16 protein-coding genes are annotated in these 22,702 nt (G+C 71.5%); 1 reads left to right on the top strand and 15 read right to left on the bottom strand.

Annotation, left to right across the window (positions count from 1 at the left end; genetic code table 11):
- Positions 1-213: 213 nt before the first annotated feature.
- Positions 214-1,620 carry a condensation domain-containing protein gene (locus ABTX18_RS30010; RefSeq protein WP_352125930.1) on the top strand — a complete coding sequence of 469 codons (1,407 nt, stop codon included), beginning with the start codon at positions 214-216 and terminating at the stop codon, positions 1,618-1,620.
- Positions 1,621-1,711: 91 nt separating this feature from the next.
- On the opposite strand, the gene ABTX18_RS30005 is transcribed toward ABTX18_RS30010, so the two are convergent.
- The 15 genes from ABTX18_RS30005 to ABTX18_RS29935 all read right to left on the bottom strand — a co-directional run bounded on the left by ABTX18_RS30005 (position 1,712) and on the right by ABTX18_RS29935 (position 22,680).
- A complete protein-coding gene (locus ABTX18_RS30005) occupies positions 1,712-2,941 on the bottom strand; it encodes a cytochrome P450 (protein WP_352125929.1) in 1,230 nt (409 codons plus the stop codon).
- A gap of 90 nt (positions 2,942-3,031) precedes the next feature.
- Positions 3,032-6,277 carry a non-ribosomal peptide synthetase gene (locus ABTX18_RS30000; protein WP_352125928.1) on the bottom strand — a complete coding sequence of 1,082 codons (3,246 nt, stop codon included), beginning with the start codon at positions 6,275-6,277 and terminating at the stop codon, positions 3,032-3,034.
- The gene (locus tag ABTX18_RS29995; RefSeq protein WP_352125927.1) at positions 6,274-10,212 is read right to left on the bottom strand and encodes a non-ribosomal peptide synthetase; all 3,939 of its coding nucleotides are present in this window, start codon (positions 10,210-10,212) and stop codon (positions 6,274-6,276) included. Before ABTX18_RS29995 ends, ABTX18_RS30000 begins: the two co-directional genes overlap by 4 nt.
- Before the next feature lie 58 nt (positions 10,213-10,270).
- Positions 10,271-11,083 (bottom strand): thioesterase II family protein, encoded by an 813-nt coding sequence (locus ABTX18_RS29990; RefSeq protein WP_352125926.1) that lies wholly within the window; start codon positions 11,081-11,083, stop codon positions 10,271-10,273.
- Positions 11,080-12,027 carry a branched-chain amino acid transaminase gene (locus ABTX18_RS29985; RefSeq protein WP_352125925.1) on the bottom strand — a complete coding sequence of 316 codons (948 nt, stop codon included), beginning with the start codon at positions 12,025-12,027 and terminating at the stop codon, positions 11,080-11,082. Before ABTX18_RS29985 ends, ABTX18_RS29990 begins: the two co-directional genes overlap by 4 nt.
- Before the next feature lie 35 nt (positions 12,028-12,062).
- Entirely contained in the window at positions 12,063-12,749 is a 687-nt protein-coding gene (locus ABTX18_RS29980) for an HAD family hydrolase (protein ID WP_352125924.1), read from the bottom strand.
- A 4-nt stretch (positions 12,750-12,753) separates the two neighbouring features.
- Entirely contained in the window at positions 12,754-14,088 is a 1,335-nt protein-coding gene (locus ABTX18_RS29975; protein ID WP_352125923.1) for a D-arabinono-1,4-lactone oxidase, read from the bottom strand.
- Positions 14,085-14,996, bottom strand: coding sequence for a dTDP-4-dehydrorhamnose reductase (rfbD, locus tag ABTX18_RS29970; RefSeq protein ID WP_352125922.1), 912 nt, complete (start codon positions 14,994-14,996; stop codon positions 14,085-14,087). Before rfbD ends, ABTX18_RS29975 begins: the two co-directional genes overlap by 4 nt.
- Positions 14,993-15,667, bottom strand: a complete 675-nt coding sequence (locus tag ABTX18_RS29965; RefSeq protein WP_352125921.1) for an RraA family protein — start codon at positions 15,665-15,667, stop codon at positions 14,993-14,995. Before ABTX18_RS29965 ends, rfbD begins: the two co-directional genes overlap by 4 nt.
- A 45-nt stretch (positions 15,668-15,712) precedes the next feature.
- Positions 15,713-17,620, bottom strand: a complete 1,908-nt coding sequence (locus ABTX18_RS29960; protein WP_352125920.1) for a thiamine pyrophosphate-binding protein — start codon at positions 17,618-17,620, stop codon at positions 15,713-15,715.
- A gap of 44 nt (positions 17,621-17,664) precedes the next feature.
- Positions 17,665-18,441: an SDR family oxidoreductase gene (locus ABTX18_RS29955; protein ID WP_352125919.1), complete on the bottom strand. Its 777-nt coding sequence runs from the start codon at positions 18,439-18,441 to the stop codon at positions 17,665-17,667.
- The gene (locus tag ABTX18_RS29950) at positions 18,438-19,493 is read right to left on the bottom strand and encodes an N-acetylneuraminate synthase family protein (protein WP_352125918.1); all 1,056 of its coding nucleotides are present in this window, start codon (positions 19,491-19,493) and stop codon (positions 18,438-18,440) included. Before ABTX18_RS29950 ends, ABTX18_RS29955 begins: the two co-directional genes overlap by 4 nt.
- 75 nt (positions 19,494-19,568) lie before the next feature.
- Positions 19,569-19,868, bottom strand: coding sequence for an acyl carrier protein (locus tag ABTX18_RS29945; RefSeq protein ID WP_352125917.1), 300 nt, complete (start codon positions 19,866-19,868; stop codon positions 19,569-19,571).
- Positions 19,865-21,409, bottom strand: a complete 1,545-nt coding sequence (locus ABTX18_RS29940) for an amino acid adenylation domain-containing protein (RefSeq protein ID WP_352125916.1) — start codon at positions 21,407-21,409, stop codon at positions 19,865-19,867. Before ABTX18_RS29940 ends, ABTX18_RS29945 begins: the two co-directional genes overlap by 4 nt.
- On the bottom strand, positions 21,406-22,680 hold the full coding sequence (locus tag ABTX18_RS29935; RefSeq protein ID WP_352125915.1) for an MFS transporter: 1,275 nt from the start codon (positions 22,678-22,680) through the stop codon (positions 21,406-21,408). Before ABTX18_RS29935 ends, ABTX18_RS29940 begins: the two co-directional genes overlap by 4 nt.
- Between the last annotated feature and the right edge of the window lie 22 nt (positions 22,681-22,702).

Below are 22,702 nucleotides of genomic sequence, written 5' to 3'. Positions count from 1 at the left end.
CGGAATCCGTGCGAACGGCCGCTCGGATGAACCCAGTTGGATTATTCGGTAATGCGGCCCCACAATCAACCCTTGATCAGAGTGTGCGCCGGGCCTCAGACGGTCACCCGCGATGCCCGCAGACCAGGCGTGCCTGCTAAAGTGCGCCTCCTCCGCCACCCCCTCAGCCCCTGCCCCGACCGGTAGTTGACGCCTGCGACGAGGAGCTACGACGTGACCACCGACAACCGCCGAGCGGACATCCTCACTCAGTGGCTGGCGGCCGCCTCCGCGCCCGACCGGGAACTGTCGCGGGTCGACCGGAGTGTTCCGGTCGAGGCATCTCCTGCCCAGCTGGGCCTGTGGCTCGCCCAGGAGATACAGGGGGGCGCCACGGGGTTCGCCACCCAGCACAGCTACCGGATGAGCGGCCCACTCGACGCCGAGGCGCTGTCTCGAGCGCTCGACCGGCTGGTCGAGAGGCACGAAATACTCCGGACGGGCTTCTACGTCGACGGCCATCTGGTCCGGCAGGACGTCCGTCCCCCGTACTCCCTGGAGCTGCGGCCCGAGCCCGTACCCGCCACGACGGGTGTCCCGGAGCAGGACCTCCGGTCCGCCCTCGCCGAAACCGCCCGGGACGGGCTGGACCTGACGAGCGGACGGGTCATGCGGGCGCGGTTGTTCAACGTCGCCGACGACGAGCACATCCTTGTGCTGATCATCCATCACATAGCCCTGGACGGCTGGTCGGTCTCCGTACTGCAACGGGATCTCGCCGCGCTCTACGCCGGTGAGGCGATCGAACCGATGTCCCTGCAGTACCTGGACTTCGCGGAATGGCAGCGGCGGGAAGTGGCCGACGGGCGGTACGCGGACGGTGTCAGGTTCTGGCGCGACGCGCTGGCCGGTGTGCCGCAGCCGATGCCCCTGCCGACGGACCGGCCGCGCCGGCCGACGCAGTCCTTCCGGGGCGACTGCCTGCGCGCCCCGCTGCCGTCCGAGGCCGTACGACGCGTCGACACCCTCGCCGGGGAGGCCGGCGCGACTCCGCACATCGTGACGCTCGCCGTGTTCGTCTCCGTGCTGGCCCGGTGGACGGGCTGCGGGGACCTGGTCGTCGGGACGGCCGTCAACCACCGGCCGCTGCCGGAGACCGACGACATGATCGGGCCGTTCGCGAGCATCCTTCCCGTGCGGTACACGGTGCGCGACGGGCTGACCTTCCGCGAGCACCTCGAAGAGGTGAAGCAGCAGGTACTGGACGCGCGGGAGCACGAGGACGTCCCCTTCGAGCTCATCCTCGACAGCGCCGGCGTGACGCACAGTCCGGCGTACAACCCGCTGGTGCAGGTCACGATGACCTACAAGTCCGGTGTGATCGAACCGGTCACGATGCCGGGGCTGACCGTGGCCGAAATCCCGGCGCAGGACATCGACGTGCAGCGCGACCTGGCCCTGGAGGTCACCGGCGAACGGGGTGACCAGCTCAGTGTCGCGTACGCCTCGGACCTGTGGGACCGGGCGACCGTCGAAGCGCTCGCCGCAGCGTACGCGGCCGCTCTCGACCACGCCACGAGGCACCCGGACGAGCCCCTGGGCTCCGTCGGCCTGCCCCTGCCCCTCACGTCCCCGGAGTAGGGCGTCCCGGCGCGGTCGGGCAGCGCGAGGATCCCGGGACGCCCTCATCGCGCGGCCCTGTGTGCCGCTGGGGCGGGCACCGGCCGCGACGTCACTGCCCGGCCGCACCCGGTTCACCGTGCAGGTGGACCGGGGCGTTGGTGTAACCGAGGACGAAGTTGGAGAAGAGCCGCCTCGGCGGCGTGCTCACCTCCACTGTCCTGACCAGGTCGCGGACGGCTTCCAGAGCGGCCGTGAGGTGGGTTCGTCCGAGGAAGGCACCCAGGCAGAAGTGCGCGCCGAGACCGAACGCGAGGTGCTTGTTGGGCTTGCGCCCCAGGTCGAGCCGCGTCGGATCGGTGAAGACCTCGTCGTCGAAGTTGGCCGAGGTGTTCCACAGGGTGACGATGTCGTCCTTGGCGATCGCCTGCCCGCCGATCTCGGCGTCGGCCAGGGCCCGGCGCCCCATGTGCATCGCCGGCGTGGTCCAGCGCAGGATCTCCTCCGTGGCCGTGTCCAGGCCCACGCTCCCGTCCTTGAGCCTGCGCCACTCGTCCTGGTACTCGGCGAGCGCGAGGACACCGCCGATCGACGACATCCGGCTGGACTGCTCCGCGCCCAGGACGAGGCTGTAGCAGTTGAGGACGATCTCGTCCTCTGTCAGTGGCTCCCCGTCGATGGTCCCGTTGGCGAGTGCGCTGACCACGTCGTCGCCCGGTTCGCGGCGGCGCTGCTCCGCGAGGTCCGCGAAGTACATGAGGATCTCGTTGCGGGCCAGGATCTCGTCCAGCTCGCCGCCGCCCGCACCGTCGCTCGCCAACGACATGGTGTTCCAGTCGACCAGCTGAGGACGGTCGTACTCGGGCACGTCCATGAGGTCGCCGATCGTGTTGATCGGAATCTGGTCGGCCACGTCCGTCGCGAAGTCCACCTCGCCGCGGTCGATGGCCTGGGCGACCAGCCGCCGCGTACGCGCGTGCACCTTGGCGATCACCGGGGCCAGGGCCTTGGGTGTGAACGACTTCAGCAGGAGCGCACGGGTGGCACGGTGCCGGGGCCCGTCACTGACGGCCAGCATCTGACCCGAGGCGGAGTCGTGTCCCTGCAACAAGGTGGCGAGGACGTTGCCCCGCGTGGACGTGAAACGTTCCTCCGGGTCCCGGTAGACACTCACGATGTCCTTGTACCGCATGACGGCCCAGAACCCGGGGGCCGATTCCGACGGCGGATTCCAGTACACGGGGGAGTCCGTGCGCAGGGAACGCCACAGCTCGTGCAGGTCACGATCGAGGAATGTGTGCGGGTCCGCGAGGTCCACGCTGGTGAGGTGGGACGAGGGCATGCGGCAAGTCCTTCCGTACGCGGGCAGTGTTCACTGCGTCCTGATTCGTCAGGCACCCGGAGGCCCGGATGCCTGACCATGTGTCGTTTTCTACGGGCGCGGGACCTGGGCGCCCAGCCGCTCCGCCTCGCCCGCGAGGGCGCGCACGGTCGGACGGGTCATCAGATGCCGTACCGACAGCTTGGTTCCCAGCGCCTCCGACAGCCGGGGCATGAGCTTCGCCGCGACGAGCGAATGGCCGCCCAGGTCGAAGAAGTTGGCGGACGCGTCCAGCACGGGGCAGTCCAGCGCCTCCGCCCACAGACCGGCGATCACGGCCTCCAGGGCCGTCATCGACGCCGATTGCCGCGGCGCCGCGGCCGACGCGAAGTCCTGTACCAGCCGTTCCTGGTCCAGCTTGCCGACCCGGGTGAGCGGCAGCGCCTCGACCACGATGATCCGGGTGGGGACCATGAACGGCGGCAGCTCGCGCTCCAGCACGTCCCGCACCCCGCGCACGAGAGCGCTCGCCGCTCCCGTCCCGCCCTCGTCGGCCACCAGGGCGAGCCCCAGCGTCCCCACATGGCCGCCCTCCAGGACGACCGCGGCGCAGTCGGCCACCCCGGGCACCTCGACCGCGCGGCGCTCGATCTCACCCGGCTCGACCCGGAAGCCGCGGATCTTCACCTGCTGGTCCAGCCGCCCCACGAACTGCAGCGTGCCGTCCGGCCGTTGGCGGACCAGGTCGCCGGTGCGATAGAGGCGGCCGCCGTCCTTCGAGAAGGGATCGGCGACGAACCGCCGGGCGGTCAGCCCGGGATTTTTCCGGTAGCCGCGGGTGACCCCGGCACCTCCGACGAGCAGTTCCCCGGTGACACCCGGCGGTACGGCCCGCAGGTAGCGGTCGGTCACGTGGACCCGGTAGTTGCCGATGGGCCTGCCGATGGTGCTGACGTCGTCACCGGCCAGGGAGTCGGCCCACGTGGCGCAGACCGTGATCTCGGACGGCCCGTAGGCGTTGACGAAGCGCCGGCCGGGGGCCCAGCGCCTGATCAGGGCGGGCGGGCAGGGCTCGCCCGCGACAACGAGTGTGTCCAGGGTGTCCGGCAGCCGTTCCGAGACGCTGAGCAGGGACGGGGTCACGGTGACCGCGCCCGCGCCGGTCCGGGTCAGCAGCTCGTCCAGGCCCTCCTCGCCCACCGGGTCGGCCATGACCACACCCTTGCCATGGGCCAGTGGCAGCACCATGGACCAGATCCAGCCGTCGAAGGAGGGCGCCAGAACGTTGGCGGCCGTCTCCGCGCGGAAGTCGGCCAGTGAGCCGACCGCCCAGGCGAGGTTGGTGAGATTGGCGTAGGAGACCCCGACGCCCTTGGGCTTCCCGGTCGTCCCCGACGTGTGGACGAGATAGGCGAGGGAAGCGGGGTGCGGCACCGGCAGGGCCTCGTTCCTTCCGGTCCCCTCGCCGGCGCCGGCGAGGGCGGACACGGTCTCGCCGCGCCACCAGCCGGGACCGGTCCCGTCGGCGCTGACGAGGACCTTGAGGTTCGCGTCGGCGGCGATCCCCGACAGCCGCCCGTCGGGGTGGTTCGGATCGAGCGGTACGAACACGGCCCCCGCCCGCCAGACCGCCAGCACGGCCACCGCCAGCGCGCAGGAGCGCGGCAGATGGACACCCACCGCCTGCTCGGGCCCGGCCCCGGACCGCAGCAGGACCCCGGCGAGGACGTCGGCGCGCCGGTCCAGCTCGGCGAAGGTCAGCTCGCCGTCGTCGGCGAGCACGGCCCGCCGGCCGGGGTGGGCCGCGGCACCGGCGCGCACCCGCAGGCCGACGTCATAACTCTCCACGACCGCGACCGGTGCGATGGGCCCCGCCAGCCCGGACGTACCGGGCGAGTCCCCGGTCGCCTCCAGGGCGCACAACGGCGCCTTCGGCTCGCTTGTGCACGCCTCGATCAGGGAGAGGTAGTGGCGGCCGAAACCCTCGACCGTCACCCGGTCGAAGAGATCCGCCGAGTAGAACAGCCGGGCGCGCAGGCCCCCGCTGCCGGACGGGCCTTCCCCGCCCGGTGCCAGCGCTACCACCAGGTCGTACTCGCTGGCTCCGTCGCCGACGCCGATCGGCTCGGCCCGGAGACCGGCGAGCCGCAGTTCCGACGCCGACCCGCTCTGCAACGTCAGCATGGTCTGGATCACCGGGTTCACTCCGGGGACGCGCGCCGGGTTCAGCCGCTCCACCAACAGCTCGTACGGGGTGTGGGAGTGCTCAATCAGCTCCAGCACCCGGCTCTTCACCCGGCGCAGCAGTTGCTCGAAACTCCCGGCACGGTCGACGTCCGCACGCAGGATGAGCGTGTTGACGAAGAAGCCCAGCAGCGGTTCCAGGGCCGGCACGGTACGCGTGGTCACCGGGGTGCCGACCACGACGTCCTCGCCGCCGGACAGCTCGGCCAGTAGCAGGCAGTACACGGCGAGGTACACCATGAACGGCGTAGCGGCCTCCGCCTCGGCCAGCCGCTCGACCGCGCCGGTGAGCCGCGGGGCGACGGCGATGTCGACGGTCTCGGTGCGCACGGCGCCGGACTGCGGCCGGGGCCGGTCGGCGGGGAGTTCCAGAACGGGCGGCGCGTCCGCCATGGACTCGGCCCATTCCTCCACCCAGGCGCGCGGACCCTCCTGTTCGTAGAGGCCGCGCTGCCATGCCGCGTAGTCGGGGTACTGCACCGGCAGGGCGGGCAGGACGGCCTTCTCGCCCTTGACCAGAGCTTCGTAGCCCGCCGCCATCTCGGTGAAGAGCAGCCCAACCGACCAGTCGTCGAACGCGATGTGCGGGACGGCGAGGGCCAGCAGGTGCCGTTCCGGTGCCACCCGCCAGAGCCCCATCCGCAGCAGCAGGCCGGAGTCCAGCGGCAGCGGCGGCCGCATGGTCTCCGCGATCAGCCGACGGGCCTCCCGCTCCCGCTCCTGAGCCGTGTTCCCCCGGACCTCCACCACGTCCACCGGCAGGCCGCGGGGGTCCGCGACGCTCTGGTAGGGCTCGCCGTCCCGGGCCTCGATGCGCAGCCTCAGCACCTCGTGCCGGCCGACCACCAGCTCGACCGCGCGGAACAGGGCCGCCGGGTCCAGCTGCCCGTCGAGTGCCCAGGCGAAGATCAGGTTGCGGCTGCCGGCCTCCGGGTCGAGCTCCCGCTGGAACCACAGGCGGCGCTGCCCGAACGAGGTGGGCACCGGAGCCGTGCGGTCGGCCCGATCGATCCCGCCGCGCTCCGCGACGCCCCGGCGGCGGGCGAGGAACGCGCGTAGCTGGGCCTCTTTCCGGTCCTCCCGGCCGGGCCCGTCGGCCGACGTTGTACTCATGCCTCCACCTCCGCGAGGTGCGCGAGCACCGACTCCTCCAGCCGTGCGGCGAGTTCGCGCAGCACCGGGTACTCGAACACCATGGTCATCCTGATCTTCATGCCGAGGGCTGCCTCCAGCCGGGACACCACCCTCACGATGAGCAGCGAGTGCCCGCCGAGGTGGAAGAAGTCGTCCATGGCGGACACCCGGTCCGCCCCCAGGACCTCCTGCCAGACCTCGGCCACCAACTCCTGGATCGCCCCCTCGGGAGCGGTGTACTCACCGGTGGGACCGCCGTCCTTCGGCACCTCCAGCACCGCCAGCGCCTTACGGTCGACCTTGCCGTTCTTGTTGAGCGGGAAGTGCTCCATGCCGATCCAGGCCGACGGCACCATGTGCGCGGGAAGGTGCTCGGAGGCATGCCGGTGTGTCTTCTCGACCCACCCGCTCTCCGCCGCGTCGCCCGGCGCCACCCGGCAGTAGGCGACGAGCCCCGCACCGGTCGGCAGGTCCTCACGCAGCAGGACGACGGTCTCCCGTACGCCCGGTGCGGAGGCGATCGCCCGCTCGATCTCCTCGAGCTCCACGCGGAAGCCGCGCACCTTGACCTGGCGGTCCATCCGGCCGAGGAAGTCCAGCGCACCGTCCTCGGTCCAGCGGGCCTGGTCCCCCGTCCGGTACATCCGCCCGCCGTCGCCGGCGATCACGTCCGGCAGGAAGGTCCGCGCGGTCAGCCCGGAACGGCCGCTGTAACCGCGGGCGAGGTGCGGTCCGGACAGGTACAGCTCACCTGCGACACCCGGCGGCACCGGGCGGAGCCACTGGTCCAGTACGTAGGTGCGCGTGTTGGCGAGCGCGGTGCCGACGTGCGACGGAGCCCCGGGGACGAGCCGTCCGGCCGTGGCGGCGATGGTCGCCTCCGTCGGCCCGTAGAGGTTGCTGAGCGGACACGGCAGCCCCTCGGGCACGGAGGGTAGCCGCTCACCGCCGACTCCCAGCCGGGTGAGGGTGGGGTGGGCGGCGGGCGCGCCCGCCGCGCTCGCGGTAAGCGTGGGCGTGACCATGAACGAGGCAGTCACGCCGGTCCGCGCGAAGTAGTCCCAGAGCTGGTCGAAGGCGAGGTGCGTGTCCTCCGGGACGACGACCAGCCGACTGCCGGCCGTCAGCGCGGGAAGCATGTCCAGCAGGCTGGCGTCACAGCTGGGTGTGCCCAGCTGGGAGACCCGGTCCTCGGCGGTGAGCCGGAACTCGTCCACGTACCAGGCGATGAAGTTGTCGATACCCCGATGGGTGACCTGCACCGCCTTGGGGCGGCCGGTGGAGCCGGAGGTGTAGATCACGTAGGCAAGGTTGTCCGGATGGACCGGGGGCCAGGGCGTCTCCGCGGGCTCCTCGGTATCCGGCTCCGTGAGCGCCGCCACCTCCAGCACCGGGCGCTCCGCCGGCCAGTCGAGGGCCGTCCCTCTGGCATCGGTGAGCACCGCGCAGGCGGCGCTGTCGTCCACCATGTAGCGCAGCCGGTCCATGGGGTGGGCCTGGTCGAGGGGCAGGTAGACGCCGCCCGCCTTGATGACGGCGGTCAGCGCCACCACCAGGTCGGCGCCGCGCGGCAGGCAGGCGCCGACGACCTTGTCCGGGCCCACGCCGTGCTCCAGAAGATGCCGGGCGATGCGGTCGGAGCGCCGGTGCAGTTCACGGTGGGTCAGCGATGCCCCGCCGTCGTCCACCGCCATCTCGTCCTGCCGCCCCCGGGCCGGTTCGCCCGTACGCAGCACGTCGACGAGGCGGCCGCCCACGGGCAGCCGGGGACCGGAGGCGAAGGTGCCCAGCCGCGACCGCTCGGCCTCGGTGGTGACGGGCAGGGTCGCGAGCGTCGCGCCGGGGTGTACGACCACGGACCGCAGCACCTCGGTGAAGCGTTCCAGCAGCCGCTGGATCGTCTCGCCGTCGAAGAGGTCCGAGGAGTACGCGGTCCACAGGGCCAGGCCCTCGCCCTTGGGTCCCTGAGTCTCGGCGACGAAGGTGAGATCGAGGTTGCTCTCCACCCCGTAGTCGACGTCGGAGAGCACACCGAGGGCGTTCGGGCCGCCGTCGTGCGGCTCGGCCAGGGAGAAGAGCACCTGGAAGACCGGCGCGTGCGTGAGGCTGCGCTCAGGGGCGATCGCCTCGACCAGCTGATCGAAGGAGACGGCCTGGTGGTCGTGGGCGTCCAGAGCGACGGTCCGGGTCCTCTTCAGTGCCTCGGCGAAGGTGAGGCTCTCGTCCGTGCGCAGTCGCAGCGGGAGGAGGTTGACGAAGAAGCCGATCAGCCGCTGGGTATCGGGCATCGCGCGATTGGCGACCGGCGTGCCGATCACCAGGTCGTGCAGGCCCGTCCATCGCGACATGGTGATCTGGAGCGTGGTCAGCAGCAACATGTAGAGGCTGACCCGCTGCTCCTTCGCGACCTGGCACGCCTGCGCCGCGAGGTCGTCCGGCAACGCGAAGGTCAGACTTCCGGTCCGGTACGACTGCACGGGGGGACGGGGCCGGTCGGTCGGCAGTTCCAGGACCCGGGGCGCCTCCTCCAAGTGGGCGAGCCAGTAGGCCAGTTCGTCGTCGAAGGCAGGGGACGCGATGCGCTTGTGCTGGCGCACCGAGTAGTCCGCGTACTGGATCGGGAGGTCCGGCAGCAGCGGCGGGCGGCCCTCGGCCTTCGCCGCGTACGCGTCGGACAGTTCGCGCAGCAGGACATCCATGGACCACCCGTCGGTGGCGACATGGTGGACCACCAGCTGCAACTCATGCTCGTCGGGGGCGAGTCGGAAGAGCTGGGCGCGGAATACGGCGTCCGCGCCCAGGTCGAAAGGCTTCTCGAACTCCGCCCGCATCAGCTCCAGCAGCGCTTCCTCACGCTCCTGCGGCGTCCGGCCGGGAACGTCCACCAGGGGCAGCCGGACCGGCGTTCCCGGGGCGTCCATCAGCTGGTGGAGCTCACCGTCGGCAAGCTCCAGGCGGGTGCGCAGGACCTCGTGGCGGGTCCGCACCAGAGCGAGCGAGTCCGCGAGCAGGTCCCGGTCGACCGCCTCGCGCATTCGCACCGACATCACCGAGTGGTAGGCGGCGGGACGCCCCTCCCTGCGGTGCATCACGTCCTCGAACCACAGCCTGCGCTGGGCGGGGGAAGCCGGCGCGCGGCGGGCCACCCCCGTCAGCGCCTGTCTGGCGACCGAGGCGATGGCGTCGGCGAGGAGCGCGGGATGCTCCGTCAGCGGATCCCCACCGGCCGCAAGACCGTGGACGTGCACCGGAGCCCTGGTCACAGCCGACCACGCCTCCGCGTCGAGGGCCTGGCCGGCGTCGGTCCCCTGGAGCAGGAACACCGGCGCCCGGAGCGGGGGCCCGTCGAAGGACCACCCGTCGGTCATGGTCAGGTCGGCCCGCAGCAGCGGTTCGAAGAACTCGTAGACGTGGTCGTCGTCCAGCAGCGCGGCCGGGGTGAGTCGGTAGTCCCGCAGCCACGCCCGCAGCTGCCGGGCGTCCATCGACGCGGGCCGGGCCCCGCCCGGGGGAGCGATGTGGCCGGGGATCGGCTGACGGACGGCCAGCAGACCCAGCGCCGCCACATCGGAGGGCAGCAGACCGAGTGCCGCGAGTCCGACCATGGCTCCGAAACAGGATCCGACCACCAGGACCGGCTTGCCGTGCTCACGGGCGTCGGCGGCGATGACCCGGGCGACCTCCTCGGCGGCCTCCGGCACGGTCGTGTGCGTCGGCTCGGCGATGCGGCTCTCCCGGCCGGGCAGCCTGACCGACTTCAGCTCCACCGAATCCGGCAGGGCGGCGGCGACCGGATTCCACGGCGCCGCCCCCGCGCCGGCGTGGGCGATGGCGTAGACGACGACCGCGGCGTCCGGACGTGCCGCCTGGCACAGCAGTGCCCGTGGTGCCACGGCGGGGCTATTGGGTTCCATGCTCTCTCGTCCTGTCGTTCGGGCGGTGTCGTGTTGCCGCGGCCGCGTCGTTCCTGGACTAGTCGACGTGGGTCGCGGCGGCCTCGTCCACGTCCAGCAGCGCGGCCAGCGCCGGCGGCATGGCGTTGCGGCTGACCGTGAAGTAGTCGTGGCAGCCGGGGAAGGACCGGGCCGAGAAGCCGCCCGCCGCGTACTGCCGCCAGCCCTCGTTGTGCTCGGTGCGCACGAGACGGTCGTCGGCTCCGTGCCACGCCTCGACCGGGCAGGTCAGCGGCTCGTGGGTCCAGCGGTAGCCGGCGATCATCCGCACCGTGCCGCGGAAGCTCACCAGCATGCGCTCGACCAGCCAGCTGTCCAGCTCGGCGGCCACCTCCAGGCCCGGCAGGCAGGAGCAGCCGGACGCCACGATCTCCTCGTCGGTCTGGTTCAGGATGCCGGTGGCCTGGTCGATGGTCTCGTCGCCGGGAGACCCCACGAAGTGCGGCGGCCGGGCGGTGGCCACCACCAGTCTGCGCACCGCCCCGCCCCTGTCCCGCAGCAGCGCGGCGGCCTCCAGCGCCGGTGCGGCGCCCGAGCCGACCCCGACCAGCGTGAGCGCGAGGCCCCGCGCCGGTACCAGCGCGTCCAGCGCTTCGACGGCCGCCTCCGCGACCTCCTCGACCGTGCGGGGCGGCTCCTCTTCGATCCGCTCCTCCCGCGCGGGCAGCTGGACCCCCGCGACCAAGGCCCGGGAGCCCAGGTGCTCCTGCCAGGGGCGGAAGGTGGACGCGCCGAGCCCGGTGGGCGGGAAGCAGAGCAGGACCGCCCGCCGCGCCTCCTCTCCCGTGCCCGCGACGGACCAGGTGCGCAGCCAGTTCTGAACGTCGGTCATTCTTCGTCTCCGGTCGTCGGGACTTCGGTCAGCCAGTGCCGGTGGGAAGCGGACTCGCCGCGCACCACCCGGGTGTAGATCTCACGCAACCGTCGTGCGACCGGTCCGGGACTCCCCGACCCCACCCGGAGCCCGTCGATCCAGGTGATGGGCAGGATCTCCCAGGCCGTTCCCATGAAGAAGATCTCGTCGGCCAGATAGAGCTCGGTGCGGTCCACCTCGCGCTCCTCGACCGGCATGTCCATCACCTCGCTCAGCAGGTGCAGCGCGGTGTCCCTCGTGACGCTCTCCAGCACCCCGCTGGTCAGCGAAGGCGTGATCACCCTCCCCGCCCGTACCAGCGCGACGCAGGCGCCCGGCCCCTCGCTCACCTTGTGCCGTTCGTTGAGCAGGATCGGGTGGTCGTGCCCGTTGGCCCGGGCCTCCATAGCGGCAAGGCGGCCGTTGTGGTAATTGGAGAACGCCTTCACCCGGGGCGGCATCGACGCCTCGCTGATCCTCGTCCAGGAACTCACCGCCGCCCGGCAGCCGTCCGGCGCGGCCAGCTCACTGGAGAACGGCCAGCTGTCCACGACCACCTCGCAGAGGCTGTCCGCCGGCACCATCTGCTCCTTGACGAAGCCCTTGGCAAACGCCCACGGGCGGACGTACGCGTCCTCCCGGTATCCGTTGGCCCGCAGCACCGAGACGACCGCCGCGGCCAACTCGTCCTGAGTGTGCCCCAGATCCAGTCGGCAGATTCGGGCGGAGTCCAGCAGCCGACGCACATGGTCCTCGAGGCGGAACAGCAGCAGCGAGCGGCCGTCGGCGGAGCGGTAGGCACGGATGCCCTCGAAGATCGCGGCGGCCGAGGCGTGGCCGACGGCGTTGACATGGATCAGCGCGTCGTTCCAGGGCACCATCTCGCCCGAGCGCCACAGCCACGCAGGCGTCTTTGTGGCCACATGCCGATCCGTCATCATGGCTTCTGCTTCTGCAGTCATCCCGCCCACCGGTTCTCGCGTTGTCGCTCGTCCACGTCCGTCCACGCCGCCTGCCGCAGGTACTCCTCGAAGTCCGCAACCACGAGATCCGCCTCGGTCACCCGCTCCGCCGCTCCGCCGGAGGCGGGGACGGCGACACAGCGCAGCCCCGCCGAGCGCGCCGCCTGGACTCCGACGGCGGAGTCCTCGAGCGCCTCCGCCTCGAAGGGCGCGACGCCCATCCGCGCCAGGGCCGCCAGATACAGGTCGGGAGCGGGCTTGTGCCGCTCGGCGGTCTCCCTGGTGACCACCACGGCGAAGTGGTCGCGTACTCCCAGCCGGGCGAGGTGACCCTCCACCCATGCCGCGGGAGAACTGGAGACCACGGCCAGCGGCAGTCCGCCCCGCCGGGCCAGGGCCAGCAGCCGGCCGACACCCGGGCGCAGCGGCTCTCTCTCGCTGAGCCGCTTCTTGAGCAAGGCCCGTGTGTCCCGCACCCCGGCTTCCGGAGGCCGGCCCAGCGCCGCGCCCAGGGCGTCCAGCGCCAGCTGTTCACCGTCGGCCCGGCCCTCCATCCGCTCCCACAGCTCCTCGGGGAACCTGACGCCGAGCCGCGCCCAGGTCTCGTCCCAGGAGCGTCTGGCGGCGCGCTCGGTGTCGCAGATAAGGCCGTCGAAGTCCAGGAAGAGCGCACGGGGTATCACTTCGTCAGCCCGCCTTTCCGGCCGGGCGGACGAGGCCGAGGACGCGGGCGACGAAGTCGTTGGTGAACAGGCCCCGCGGATCGAGATCGGCACGCACCCCCTGGAAGGCGTCCCACTCCGGGTAGAGCGGGGCCAGCACCTGCTCGGTCGCCGTGTGGGCCTTGCCCCAGTGCGGCCGCCCGCCCAGGTCGCGCAGTTCCCGCTCGACCACGCGGAGCAGTTCCAGGAAGGCCACTGACCGGGGGACCGTCAGGTTGACGTAGCCGGTGGCGCGCCCGTAGGCCGGGCTGAGCGGAGCGTCGTCCGCGGCACCGACCCGTACCAGCACCGAGTACGGCGAGTAGCGGCCGGCCCGGCGCAGCGTGCGTCGCAGCCGCCGCAACGCCTCGGGTACGTCACCGAGCGCCAACGCGTGCTCCAGCGCGACGAACTTCACCGGCTGGGGGAAGGTGAACACCTTGTGGCTGACGTCCACGTGCGCCCCCGGTTCGCCGCCCCGGCCGGACAGGAATCCGCTCAGCCGGGGCACCGCGGCGGGGGTCGCCCCGGCGGCGAGGCCCACCAGGCCGCACCGCACCTCGGAGAGCGTGGTGGCGTACCGCCGTCGCCCCGCCCCCGGTGTGGGAGCGTCCTCGGTGGCGTTCAGGAGGCGGCTGCAGACCGTGTCGTTCCATGGCAACCACGAGCAGGACACGTGCTCGGCGCTGCCGGCCCACTCCTCGAAGCCCTCCAGTAGCGTGTCCAGCCGCTCGGTCCGCTCGGTCGCGGCAAGCCGGAAGCGCGGCACGCAGCGCAGCGTCACACTGCTGATCACGCCCAGCGCGCCCATCGCGGTCCGGGCGCAGCGCAGCGACTGTGCGGAGCCGTCCCTGGACAGCTCGCGCACGCCGCCGTCGGCGGTGACCAGACGCAGTCCCTCCACCTGGTCGGCGAAGGTGCCGTGCTTGAGACCGGTGCCGTGGTTGCCGGTGGAGACGGCTCCGGCGACGGTCTGCTCGGCGAGCGTGCCGATGTTGGCCAGGGCCAGGCCGGCCCGGTCCAGCACGGCGCTGATCTCGGCCAGCGACGTCCCGGCGCGCACGGTGATGGTCCGCCCCTCCCGGTCCAGGTGCTCCACCCCCGAGTAGCGGGAGAGGTCGACCATGACGCCGTCGGTCAGCGCAAGCGGATTGAAGGAGTGGCCGGAGCCGGCCGCCCGCACGGTGAGGCCCCGCTCGGCGGCCCGCGTCACGGCCGCGGCGATGTCCTCCTCGCTCCGTGGCGCGATGCGGTACCGGGGCTCGCAGCGCACGGTCCTGGCCCAGTTGCTCCAGGCCGTGGTGGATCCCCGGGGGGTCATCGGCCGCTCCCCACCGGGGTCGGGACAAGGGTGTCGCAGTAGCGGGCCACCGCGTCCTGCCAGCTCGGCATGGTCAGCCCGATGCTCCGCAGCCGGGCGGTGTCCAGGGTGGAGTTCCTCGGCCGGCCGCCGATGAATCCGGCTTCCTCGAAGAACACGGGCTCGGGGGCCGGACCCGCGTCCGCGCCGAGCAGCGCGTGGATCTCCGACGCGACCTGGTACCAGCTGGCCGATCCCTGGTTGGTCACGTGCAGGGTTCCGGTGACGTCGCTCCCGTCGGTCATCAGGAAAACCAGGGCCCGGGCCAGGTCCACTGTGTAGGTGGGGCAGCTGAACTGATCGCCGATCAGCCGGGACCGCTCGCCCCGCTGGAGCCCGCGCACCACGGAGAGCACCGTGTCCAGGCCTTCGTCCACACCCCCGAAGAGCCACGAGGTGCGGACGTTGACGTGCCTGGGCGCCATCTCGGCCAGGCGTTCACCGGCGAGCTTGGTCAGGCCGTAGACGCTACGGGGCGCCGGCAGGTCCTCCTCGCGGTAACCCCGGTCGGGGGTGTGCTCCCCGTCGAAGACGTAGTCGCTGGACACGTAGATCAGGCGCGCACCGGTGCGGCGGCAGGCGTCCGCCACGTGGCGCACCCCGGCGACGTTGACCCGCAGCGCCAGCGCGGGGTCCTGTTCGCAGTCGTCGACGATCGCGTGCGCGGCTGTGTGCACCACCACGTCGGGCCGGAAGGCGTCGATGGAGGCGGCCACGGCGGCACGGTCACCGATGTCGAAGTCCTTGACGGAGACCCCGGTCAGCGGCCAGTCAGCGGTCGCCGGGTCCGCGTCCAGGGCGGCGGTGAGCGCCGTGCCGAGCATCCCGTCGGCGCCGGTCAGATAGACCCGCGGGGGCCGGCTGCTCACAGGTGACCGAACTCGACGAGGAGCTCCTGCACCGTGGCGCCGGAGTTGATCCGCTCGCGGACCACCCGTTCCTTGTCCATCTGCCGGCGTACACCGGTCAGCACGTCCTCGGCGCCGAGCTGGGGGACGACCGCGATGCCGTTCTCGTCGGCGACCAGGATGTCGCCGGGGGAGATGACCTGACCGTTGACCACGACCGGAACGTTCACCTGGACCGGTTCGGTGCGGTCGTGGACCGCGGTGGGCGACGGCCTCGGCACCGTGCTGCGATACCACAGCGGGAAGCCCAGGTCGCGGATTTCGTCCACGTCGCGAACCGCCCCGTCCACGATGCCGGCGGCGACTCCCGCCTTGAGGGACAGGGTGGACATCAGCCCGCCCCACATCGCCGTGGTGGTGGTGCCGTGGCAGGCGACCACGATCACGTCACCGGGCTCGGCGAGGGCCAGCACCGGCATGCAGTCGACGAGGTCGTCGATGGACAGGTTCACGGTGAGCGCGGGGCCGACGATCTTGTGCTGCGGAAGCACCGGCAGCAGTCCGCCGATGGCGCCGACGCGGCGACGGGCGTCGGTGACCAGACAGCTGGGGCTGTACTCCTTCAGCACCTCGCGGAAGGCGTCGAGCAGGGCCGGATCAGGACGCTGCATCGTATTGCGGATGGTCTCCACTGGTGAGAACTCCTTTGTGAAGGGGGTCTGCTGGGCGTGTGAGGCTCAGCGGGAACGGACGGCCTTGAGGATCTGCCCGGCCAGGCTCGGTGCGCTGAGGCCGTGTGCGTCGAGGGTTTCGTCCTCGGTGCCGCACACCGGAACCTCGGTCAGACCGATTCCGTGGAAGTCCGGCAGCCGGGGTACCCGCGCCTCCAGGAGGGCCCGGGCCACGGTGTCGGCCTGACCGCCGTGCCGGTAGTGGTTCTCCACCACCACCAGCGTGTCCGCCTCGGCGGCGAGCCCGGTCAGCCATTGCTCGTCCACCCGGTTCAGCCAGGGCAGGTTCACGACCCGCAGCCGGACGCCGTCGGCCATGAGCAGATCGGCGGCCCGCAGCAGCTGCGTCAGCACCACCGGGCCCGCGGCCACGGCCACGACCCGGTCGCCCTCGCGAACGGTGCGTCCGTGACCGGGCTGGAGCGGGCCGCTCCCGATGGCCGCGCTCTCGGCGGGCACAGGAACGCTCGCCAGGCGCAGGTACACGCTCTCCTCGGACTCCAGGCAGAAGTCCACAGCCGCGGTCAGCTCCGCCGCGTTGGCGGGCTCCAGCATCACCAGGCCGGGGACCGCCCCCAGCGCGGAGACGTCCCGGACCGCCTGATGCGAGTGGCCTGGGCCCGCCGGAAGGAGCCCGGCGAGCGAACCGACGTAGACCACCCGCCGGCCCTCGGTGGCGTTGTTGTAGATCTGCTCGTTGGGCCGGGCGTGGAGGAAACAGGAGAAGGAGTGGACGAAGGGCAGCAGCCCGCCGGCCGCGAGTCCGCCCGCCGTCGACACCATGTCCTGCTCGGCGATCCCGCACTCGAGGAAGCGGTCCGGGTACGCCCGGGAGAACGGGATCAGTCCGGTGTCCAGCACCAAGTCGGCGTCGAGGGCGACGATCCCGGGATGGGTTGCGGCCCGGTCCAGCAGCACCTCACCGTAGACCTCGGGCAGCCGCTCGCCGGCCGGACGAGGTGCCACCCGCGGCTCCTCGGACACCAGATCCGGTTCGCCGAGCCCGTGGCGGGCGAGGATCGTCGCGGCCGCCTCCACCAGCTCGGCGTGGGCGGTGAGGTAGTCCTCCTCGCAGGGCGCGCCGCTGTGGAAGCGGTAGCGCCACTCGTCGTCGGGCATGGAGGTGGCGGCGAAGGTGGCACACCCGGCGCCCTTGACCGTGTCGGCGATCAGCACCGCGGGCATCCCGGGGAAGCGCTCGCGCCGCGCGCCGAAGGCGTCCGCGAGTGCGGCCACCTCATTGCCGTCGCAGCGGAGCACCCCCCAGCCGTGGCTGAGGAATCTGGCCTCCAGGTCGCCCAGGTCGCTCACGTCCCGGACCCAGGTGTCGGACTGGATCTTGTTGTGGTCGACGATGAGGGTGAGCTCGTCCATCCGATGGTGCACGGCGCCCCTCAGCGACTCCCAGACCTGGCCCTCCTGGAGTTCTCCGTCGCCCATGGTGACGAAGACACGGCGCCGCCGGCCGCGCAGCCGGTCGGCGAGGATCAGGCCCTTGGCCTTGGAGACGCCCATGCCGAGCGAACCGGTATTGAAGGGCATGTGCGGTGTGTGTACGTCCGGGTGGCCCGGCAGCCCGCCGAGGCGCCGCAGCCGGTGCAGGTCCTCCTCCGGCAGCTTCCCGAGTCCGATCAGCGCGGCGTACAGGCCGGGAGCGTCGTGGCCCTTGGACGAGAAGTAGACGTCGCCGTCGTCGGTGCCGGGCTCGTCCATCTCCTGGAGCAGCAGCTGGGCGACCAGATCGGCAGCGCTGAAGCTGGATCCCAGATGTCCGGAGCCTGCCCTTGTCACCATGTAGAGGGTGTTGACGCGGCAGAGCGCCGCGAAGGCGCGTGTCCGCTCGTACGGTTCATCGATGGCGGCCAGCACACGTTCGAACTCGCGCACGGGGACCCGGCGCAGCGGATGGGGCACGGATTCTCCAGTCGTACGGGATGTTCCTGGATCGTTGTCGGTGGTCACCAGCACACGAACCCGCCGTCCACCAGCAGCTCCTGGCCGGTGACGTAGCCGCTCATGCCGGAGGCGAGGAAGAGCAACGGGCCGGCGAGGTCGTCGGGTTCGGCCATCCGGCGCATGGGGACCCGGCTGGTGTACCGCTCCAGGAAGGTGGCGTCCTGGCCGCCGAGCACACCGCCGGGGGAGAGCGTGTTGACGCGGACTCCGCGCGGTCCCCACAATGCGGCCAGGTAGCGGGTGAGCGCGCTCACCCCGGCCTTGGAAGCCCCGTACGCCGGAGGCTTGAGGAACGGCGGGTCCAGCTCGATGTGCTCGTAGAGCCGGGTGTCGGGCGCGACGTTCCCGTACAGGGAGCCGATGTTGATGACGCTGCCGCGGCCACGCCGGGCCATGTCCGCGCCGAAGGTCTGGCAGACCCGGAGCACCCCCAGGGTGTTGATCTCCAGCACACGCGCCGAGAGGTCGTCGGGGATGTCCTCGAACAGCCAGCTGCCCGTCTCGGCGCTGGGCGGCTGGTCGATCCCCGCGTTGTTCACCAGGATGCTGGGAGGCCCGACCTGCTCGATGGCCGTCGCCAGCGCCCGCCCGAGGGATTCACGGTCCGTCACGTCGGCGCGCAGCGACAGGTGCGGTGCGCTCGCGGCGGCTGAGTCCGGTTCGACGTCCAGGCCGAGGACCGTCGCCCCCGCGCCGGCCAGGGCGGCCGTCCACACCTGCCCGAGGCGCCCGGAGGAGCCGGTGACGACGGCGACCTCACCCGACAGATCGGGGGTCACCGGGCGTCTTCCAGCAGGTCGAGGGCGAAGTCCTGGTCGGCGGCCACGGGTTGTGCGAGCCGGCACCCGAGGAGTTCTCCCATCCGGTACGGCTTGAGGCCGTCGCCCGGGGACTTGCACGCGAAGTCGCCCTCGGTAAGCACGTGCCCCGCCGACAGCGCCTGGGCGGCGACGAGCTTCTTGCCCATTTTCCGCACGGCGACCGCCTCACGGTTGCCCAGCGTCTTGCGCGGCGAGCCCAGCGCGGCACGCGTGCGGCGCAGGCCCTCGGTCAGCTCGGTGAACTGGGCAGGGTCGAGCGAGAAGTGGTGGTCGCTTCCCTTGCCCGCGTGGTCCAGTGTGAAGTGCTTCTCGATGACCCGCGCGCCCAGCGCGTAGGCGACCCAGCTGAGCTCCGGACCGAGGTCGTGGCCGGAGAAGCCGATCACGACGTCGGGGAACTCCTCGCGGTAGGCGGTGATCACCGACAGATGCAGGTCGTCCGGTGCCGCCGGATAGATCGCCGTGCACTGCAGCAGCGCTAGCTGGGGGTTGAGCGGCAGCACCGTCTCACAGGCCCGGCGCACGTCCTCCAGCCCTGCTCCTCCCGTGCTGACGATCAGCGGAAGCCCGCTCTTGGCGGCGTGAGCGAGCAGGGGCGTGTTGGTGATGTCGGCCGAGGCGATCTTGAGGGCCGGCAGACCCAGTTCGGCCAGGAAGTCCACGCTGGGCATGTCGAAGGCGGTGGAGATGAAGTCCACGCCCAGCTCGCCGGCCACGGAGCGCAGGTACTCGTAATCGGACCGGCCGAACTCCAGCGCCTCGCGGTGCTCGCCGTACGTGCGCCCGTAGCTGTTGGCGCTGGTGTAGGGCTCGTCGAACATCGCCTGTGTGAAGAGGCTCTTGTTGTCGCGCTTCTGCAGTTTGACGGCGCTCGCGCCGGCGGCCGCCGCGGCCTGGAAGAGCTGAACGGCCTGTTCGACGCTGCCGCCGTGGTTGTGGCCGATCTCGGCGATGGTGTAGCCGTCGGTCGTGTCACCGATGGCACGTCCGGATATCTCGATGGAACGCATGGTGGAGGAACCCCCGGAATCTCGGCTCGCGGTTCGCCGGCACGATAGGGCGGCGAAGGGAAGGTGTGACCTTGGTCAGGCCGGAAGGTGACGCGTCGAAGTCGGCTGGGGGCCGGGGCCCGTCATCGAGACCACGACCGCGGCGACGCCGGCGGTGGTCGGCGTCAGGTAGAAGTCGCGCAGCGGGACCGCCACGCCGAAGGCGTGTTCCAGCCGGGAGATGATCTCCACCGCGTGCAAGGAGTGCCCGCCGAGTTCGAAGAAGTCCTCGTCCGGGCCGATGCCCTGAAGATCCAGCTGACTCTCCCAGATCGCGGTGACCTTCTTCTCGACGGCTTCGCGCGAGCCGACCGCTTCGACGTCCTGAGTACTCATACGGGTGACCCCTTACGCCTGGTGTCGGCCGGCCGGAACGCCTCACCCCGCAGGGCACGGCGGTCGACCTTGCTGTTGGAGGTGAGCGGCAGGGCGTCCAGGAAGCGGAAGACCGTGGGCACCATGTGCGCCGGGAGACGCGAGGCGGCATGGGCCCGCAGCTCGGCCGGCGTAACCGTGTCCTGCCGGAGCACCGTGTACGCCACCAGCCGCTGACTGCCCGGGCTGTCCTCGCGCGCCACCACGGCGACTTCGCGCACCGCAGGGTGGGCGGCAAGCACCGCGTCGATCTCGCCGAGTTCCACCCGGTGACCCCGGACCTTCAGCTGACCGTCCTTGCGCCCGATGAAGTAGAGCTCCCCCCCGGGCATGCGCCGGACGATGTCGCCCGTCCGGTACAGCCTCGCCCCGGGCACGTCGCTGAACGGGTCCGCGACGAAGGAGCGCGCGGTCAGGCCCCGTCGTCCCAGATAGCCCCTGGCCAGCAGCCCCCCGCCCAGGTGCAGTTCACCGGCGATGCCCTCTCCGCACTCCCTGAAGTCCTCGTCCAGGATGTACGCGGTGCGGTCCCCGATCGGCGCGCCCAGGGGTGCGCCCAACTCCTCGTCGATCGCGGTGACCGGACTGATGGTGGGCGTGATCACGGTCTCGGTCGGGCCGTACGCGTTGGTCAGGGGGATGCCCGCTTTGCGCTGCCACAGCTCGGCGGACTTGACGGACATCCGGTCGCCGCCGACGATCATGTGCCGCAGCGGCAGCCCGGGCCAGTCCCGCCACTCGAGGGAGTTCGCGATCGCGTGCCAGTAACCGGTCGCCAGGTGCGCCACCGTGACCCGGTGCCGCTCCAGGAACTCCAGCATCCCCGCGACGCTGAGCGTTTCGTCGCTGATCACCAGCGTCGCTCCGAGGGTGAGCGCGCTGAGGGCCTGCTCGATCGCCGTGTCCACATGCATGGGGGAGAACTGAAGGATCCGGTCCTCGCGGAGCAGCCCGAAGCCCGCGGTGATGGCCCGCAGTTGCTCTGCCAGCAGGTCCCTGGCGATGACCACGCCCTTGGGACGGCCGGTGGTCCCCGAGGTGTAGAGGACGTACGCGGCGTTGCCCGGCCGGGCACCATTCGGCTCGGGCGGCGCGGCCGGGTGCACGTCCTCCGGCTTCTCCCAGTGGAGCTTTCGCGTGTCGAGCCCGTCGGCGTCCACGCCGCTGCCGACGACCAGCAGCGCCGCGTCGCTGTCCGCGAGCATCAGCGCCTTGCGCTCGACCGGTGCTCCGGCCTCCAACGGCAGGTACACCCCGCCGGCCTTGAGCACCGCGACCAGCGTCACCGCGGCTTCCAGCTTCCGGTGGACGAAGGCGGCCACGACCCGCTCGGGGCCGACGCCCAGTCCACGCATCCGCGCGGCGAGGGCGTCGGTGAGCGCGTCCAGTTGCGCGTACGTCAGCCGGCGGTCCTCGTCGACCAGGGCCGGCGCGTCCGGTGTCTCCCGGGCGCGGAGGCGTATCCGCTCCTCCACCGGCGTCCCAGCGTGTTCCCCGCTCATGCCTCGACCTTCTTCTCCGTGGCGTCGTTCGGGGACTGCCGCTCCTCGGATCTCTCCGCGACCAGTCGCCAGGACGCCGGGATCAGCAGTGCCACCGTGGAGATGACCAGCACCGTCACCGTGCAGAAGACCAGGACTGGACGTGCGCCGAACTGCACCGCGGCCGGGCCCGCCAGAGCCATGCCGATGGGGGCGCCGATCAGGCTGCCCAGCATGGAGACCGAGCTGGCGCGGGCGATCAGCTCGCCCGGCACGTTCTTCTGGAGGGTCGTGGTCTGCAGCACCGCGTACACGGACTGCTGGAGACCGGCCGCGAGTCCGGCGGCCGCGATCAGGGGTACCCAGCCCGGAAGGGCCAGGAAGGCGGGGAAGGGCGCCATCAGGAAGAACCACAGTGCGGCCGCCACCAGGGGGCGGCGTGGCTTGACGCGGGCGGAGACGATGCCTCCGGCCAGCCCGCCGATCGCGTAGCAGATGCCGATCGCCGACCAGGAGGGGGCCCCGCCCAGGTACTCGTCGGCGATGAAGGGGCCGAGGACCACAGCCGGCGCGATGACGAGCATGTTGGCCAGCGAGACGTGCAGAATCCATATGCACAGCCAGCCCCGTGTACGTACGGCCGCCAGCCCCTCGGCGACGCTGCCGAGCAGCCCGGTGCGGCGTTCCAGCCGCTCGGCGGCCAGGGTGCGCGGCAACCGGTAGAGGAAGCACGCGCTGGCCGCGAAGGTGAGCCCGTCGATGAGGATGGACCAGCCGGCGCCCACGGTCGCCACCAGCACGCCGGAGAGACCGAGTGCCAGGATCTGGCCGGTGCTCCGGGAGATCCCCAGCAGCGAATTGGCCTCGGTCAGCTTGTCCTTGGGCACCAGTGAGGTGACCAGGCCCTGGGCGGCCGGGTTGAAGAAGGCGGAGCCCGTGCCCGCGATCAGTTGCAGTACGGCGACCATCCACACGCTGGCGTGTCCCGTGAGCAGCAGCACGGCGGTGACGCCCTGGGAGACGGATCGGACGCAGTCCGTGACCAGCATGACCTGACGCCGCGAGACCCGGTCGCCCACCGCGCCGCCGAGCAGCGCGAGGAGGATCATCGGAAGCCGGCTGCTCAGCACGACGAGACCGAGAGCGCCCGGTGAGCCGGTGAGTTCGAGCACCGCGAAGGCGATCGCCAGCGGGGCCAGCGAGTCACCGAAGGCCGACATCGTCTGGCCCAGGTAGTACCGGCGGAAGTCGCGGATCCCGAGCAATGATCTGAAGGAGGCGTAGGGGAGCATGTTCGAACTTTCTTCCGTCGGG

Source organism: Streptomyces sp. NPDC096323 (assembly GCF_040302845.1).
Taxonomy (GTDB): Bacteria; Actinomycetota; Actinomycetes; order Streptomycetales; family Streptomycetaceae; genus Streptomyces.
The sequence above is the reverse complement of the archived record's forward strand: the minus strand, read 5'-3'. Positions and strand labels throughout refer to the sequence as shown.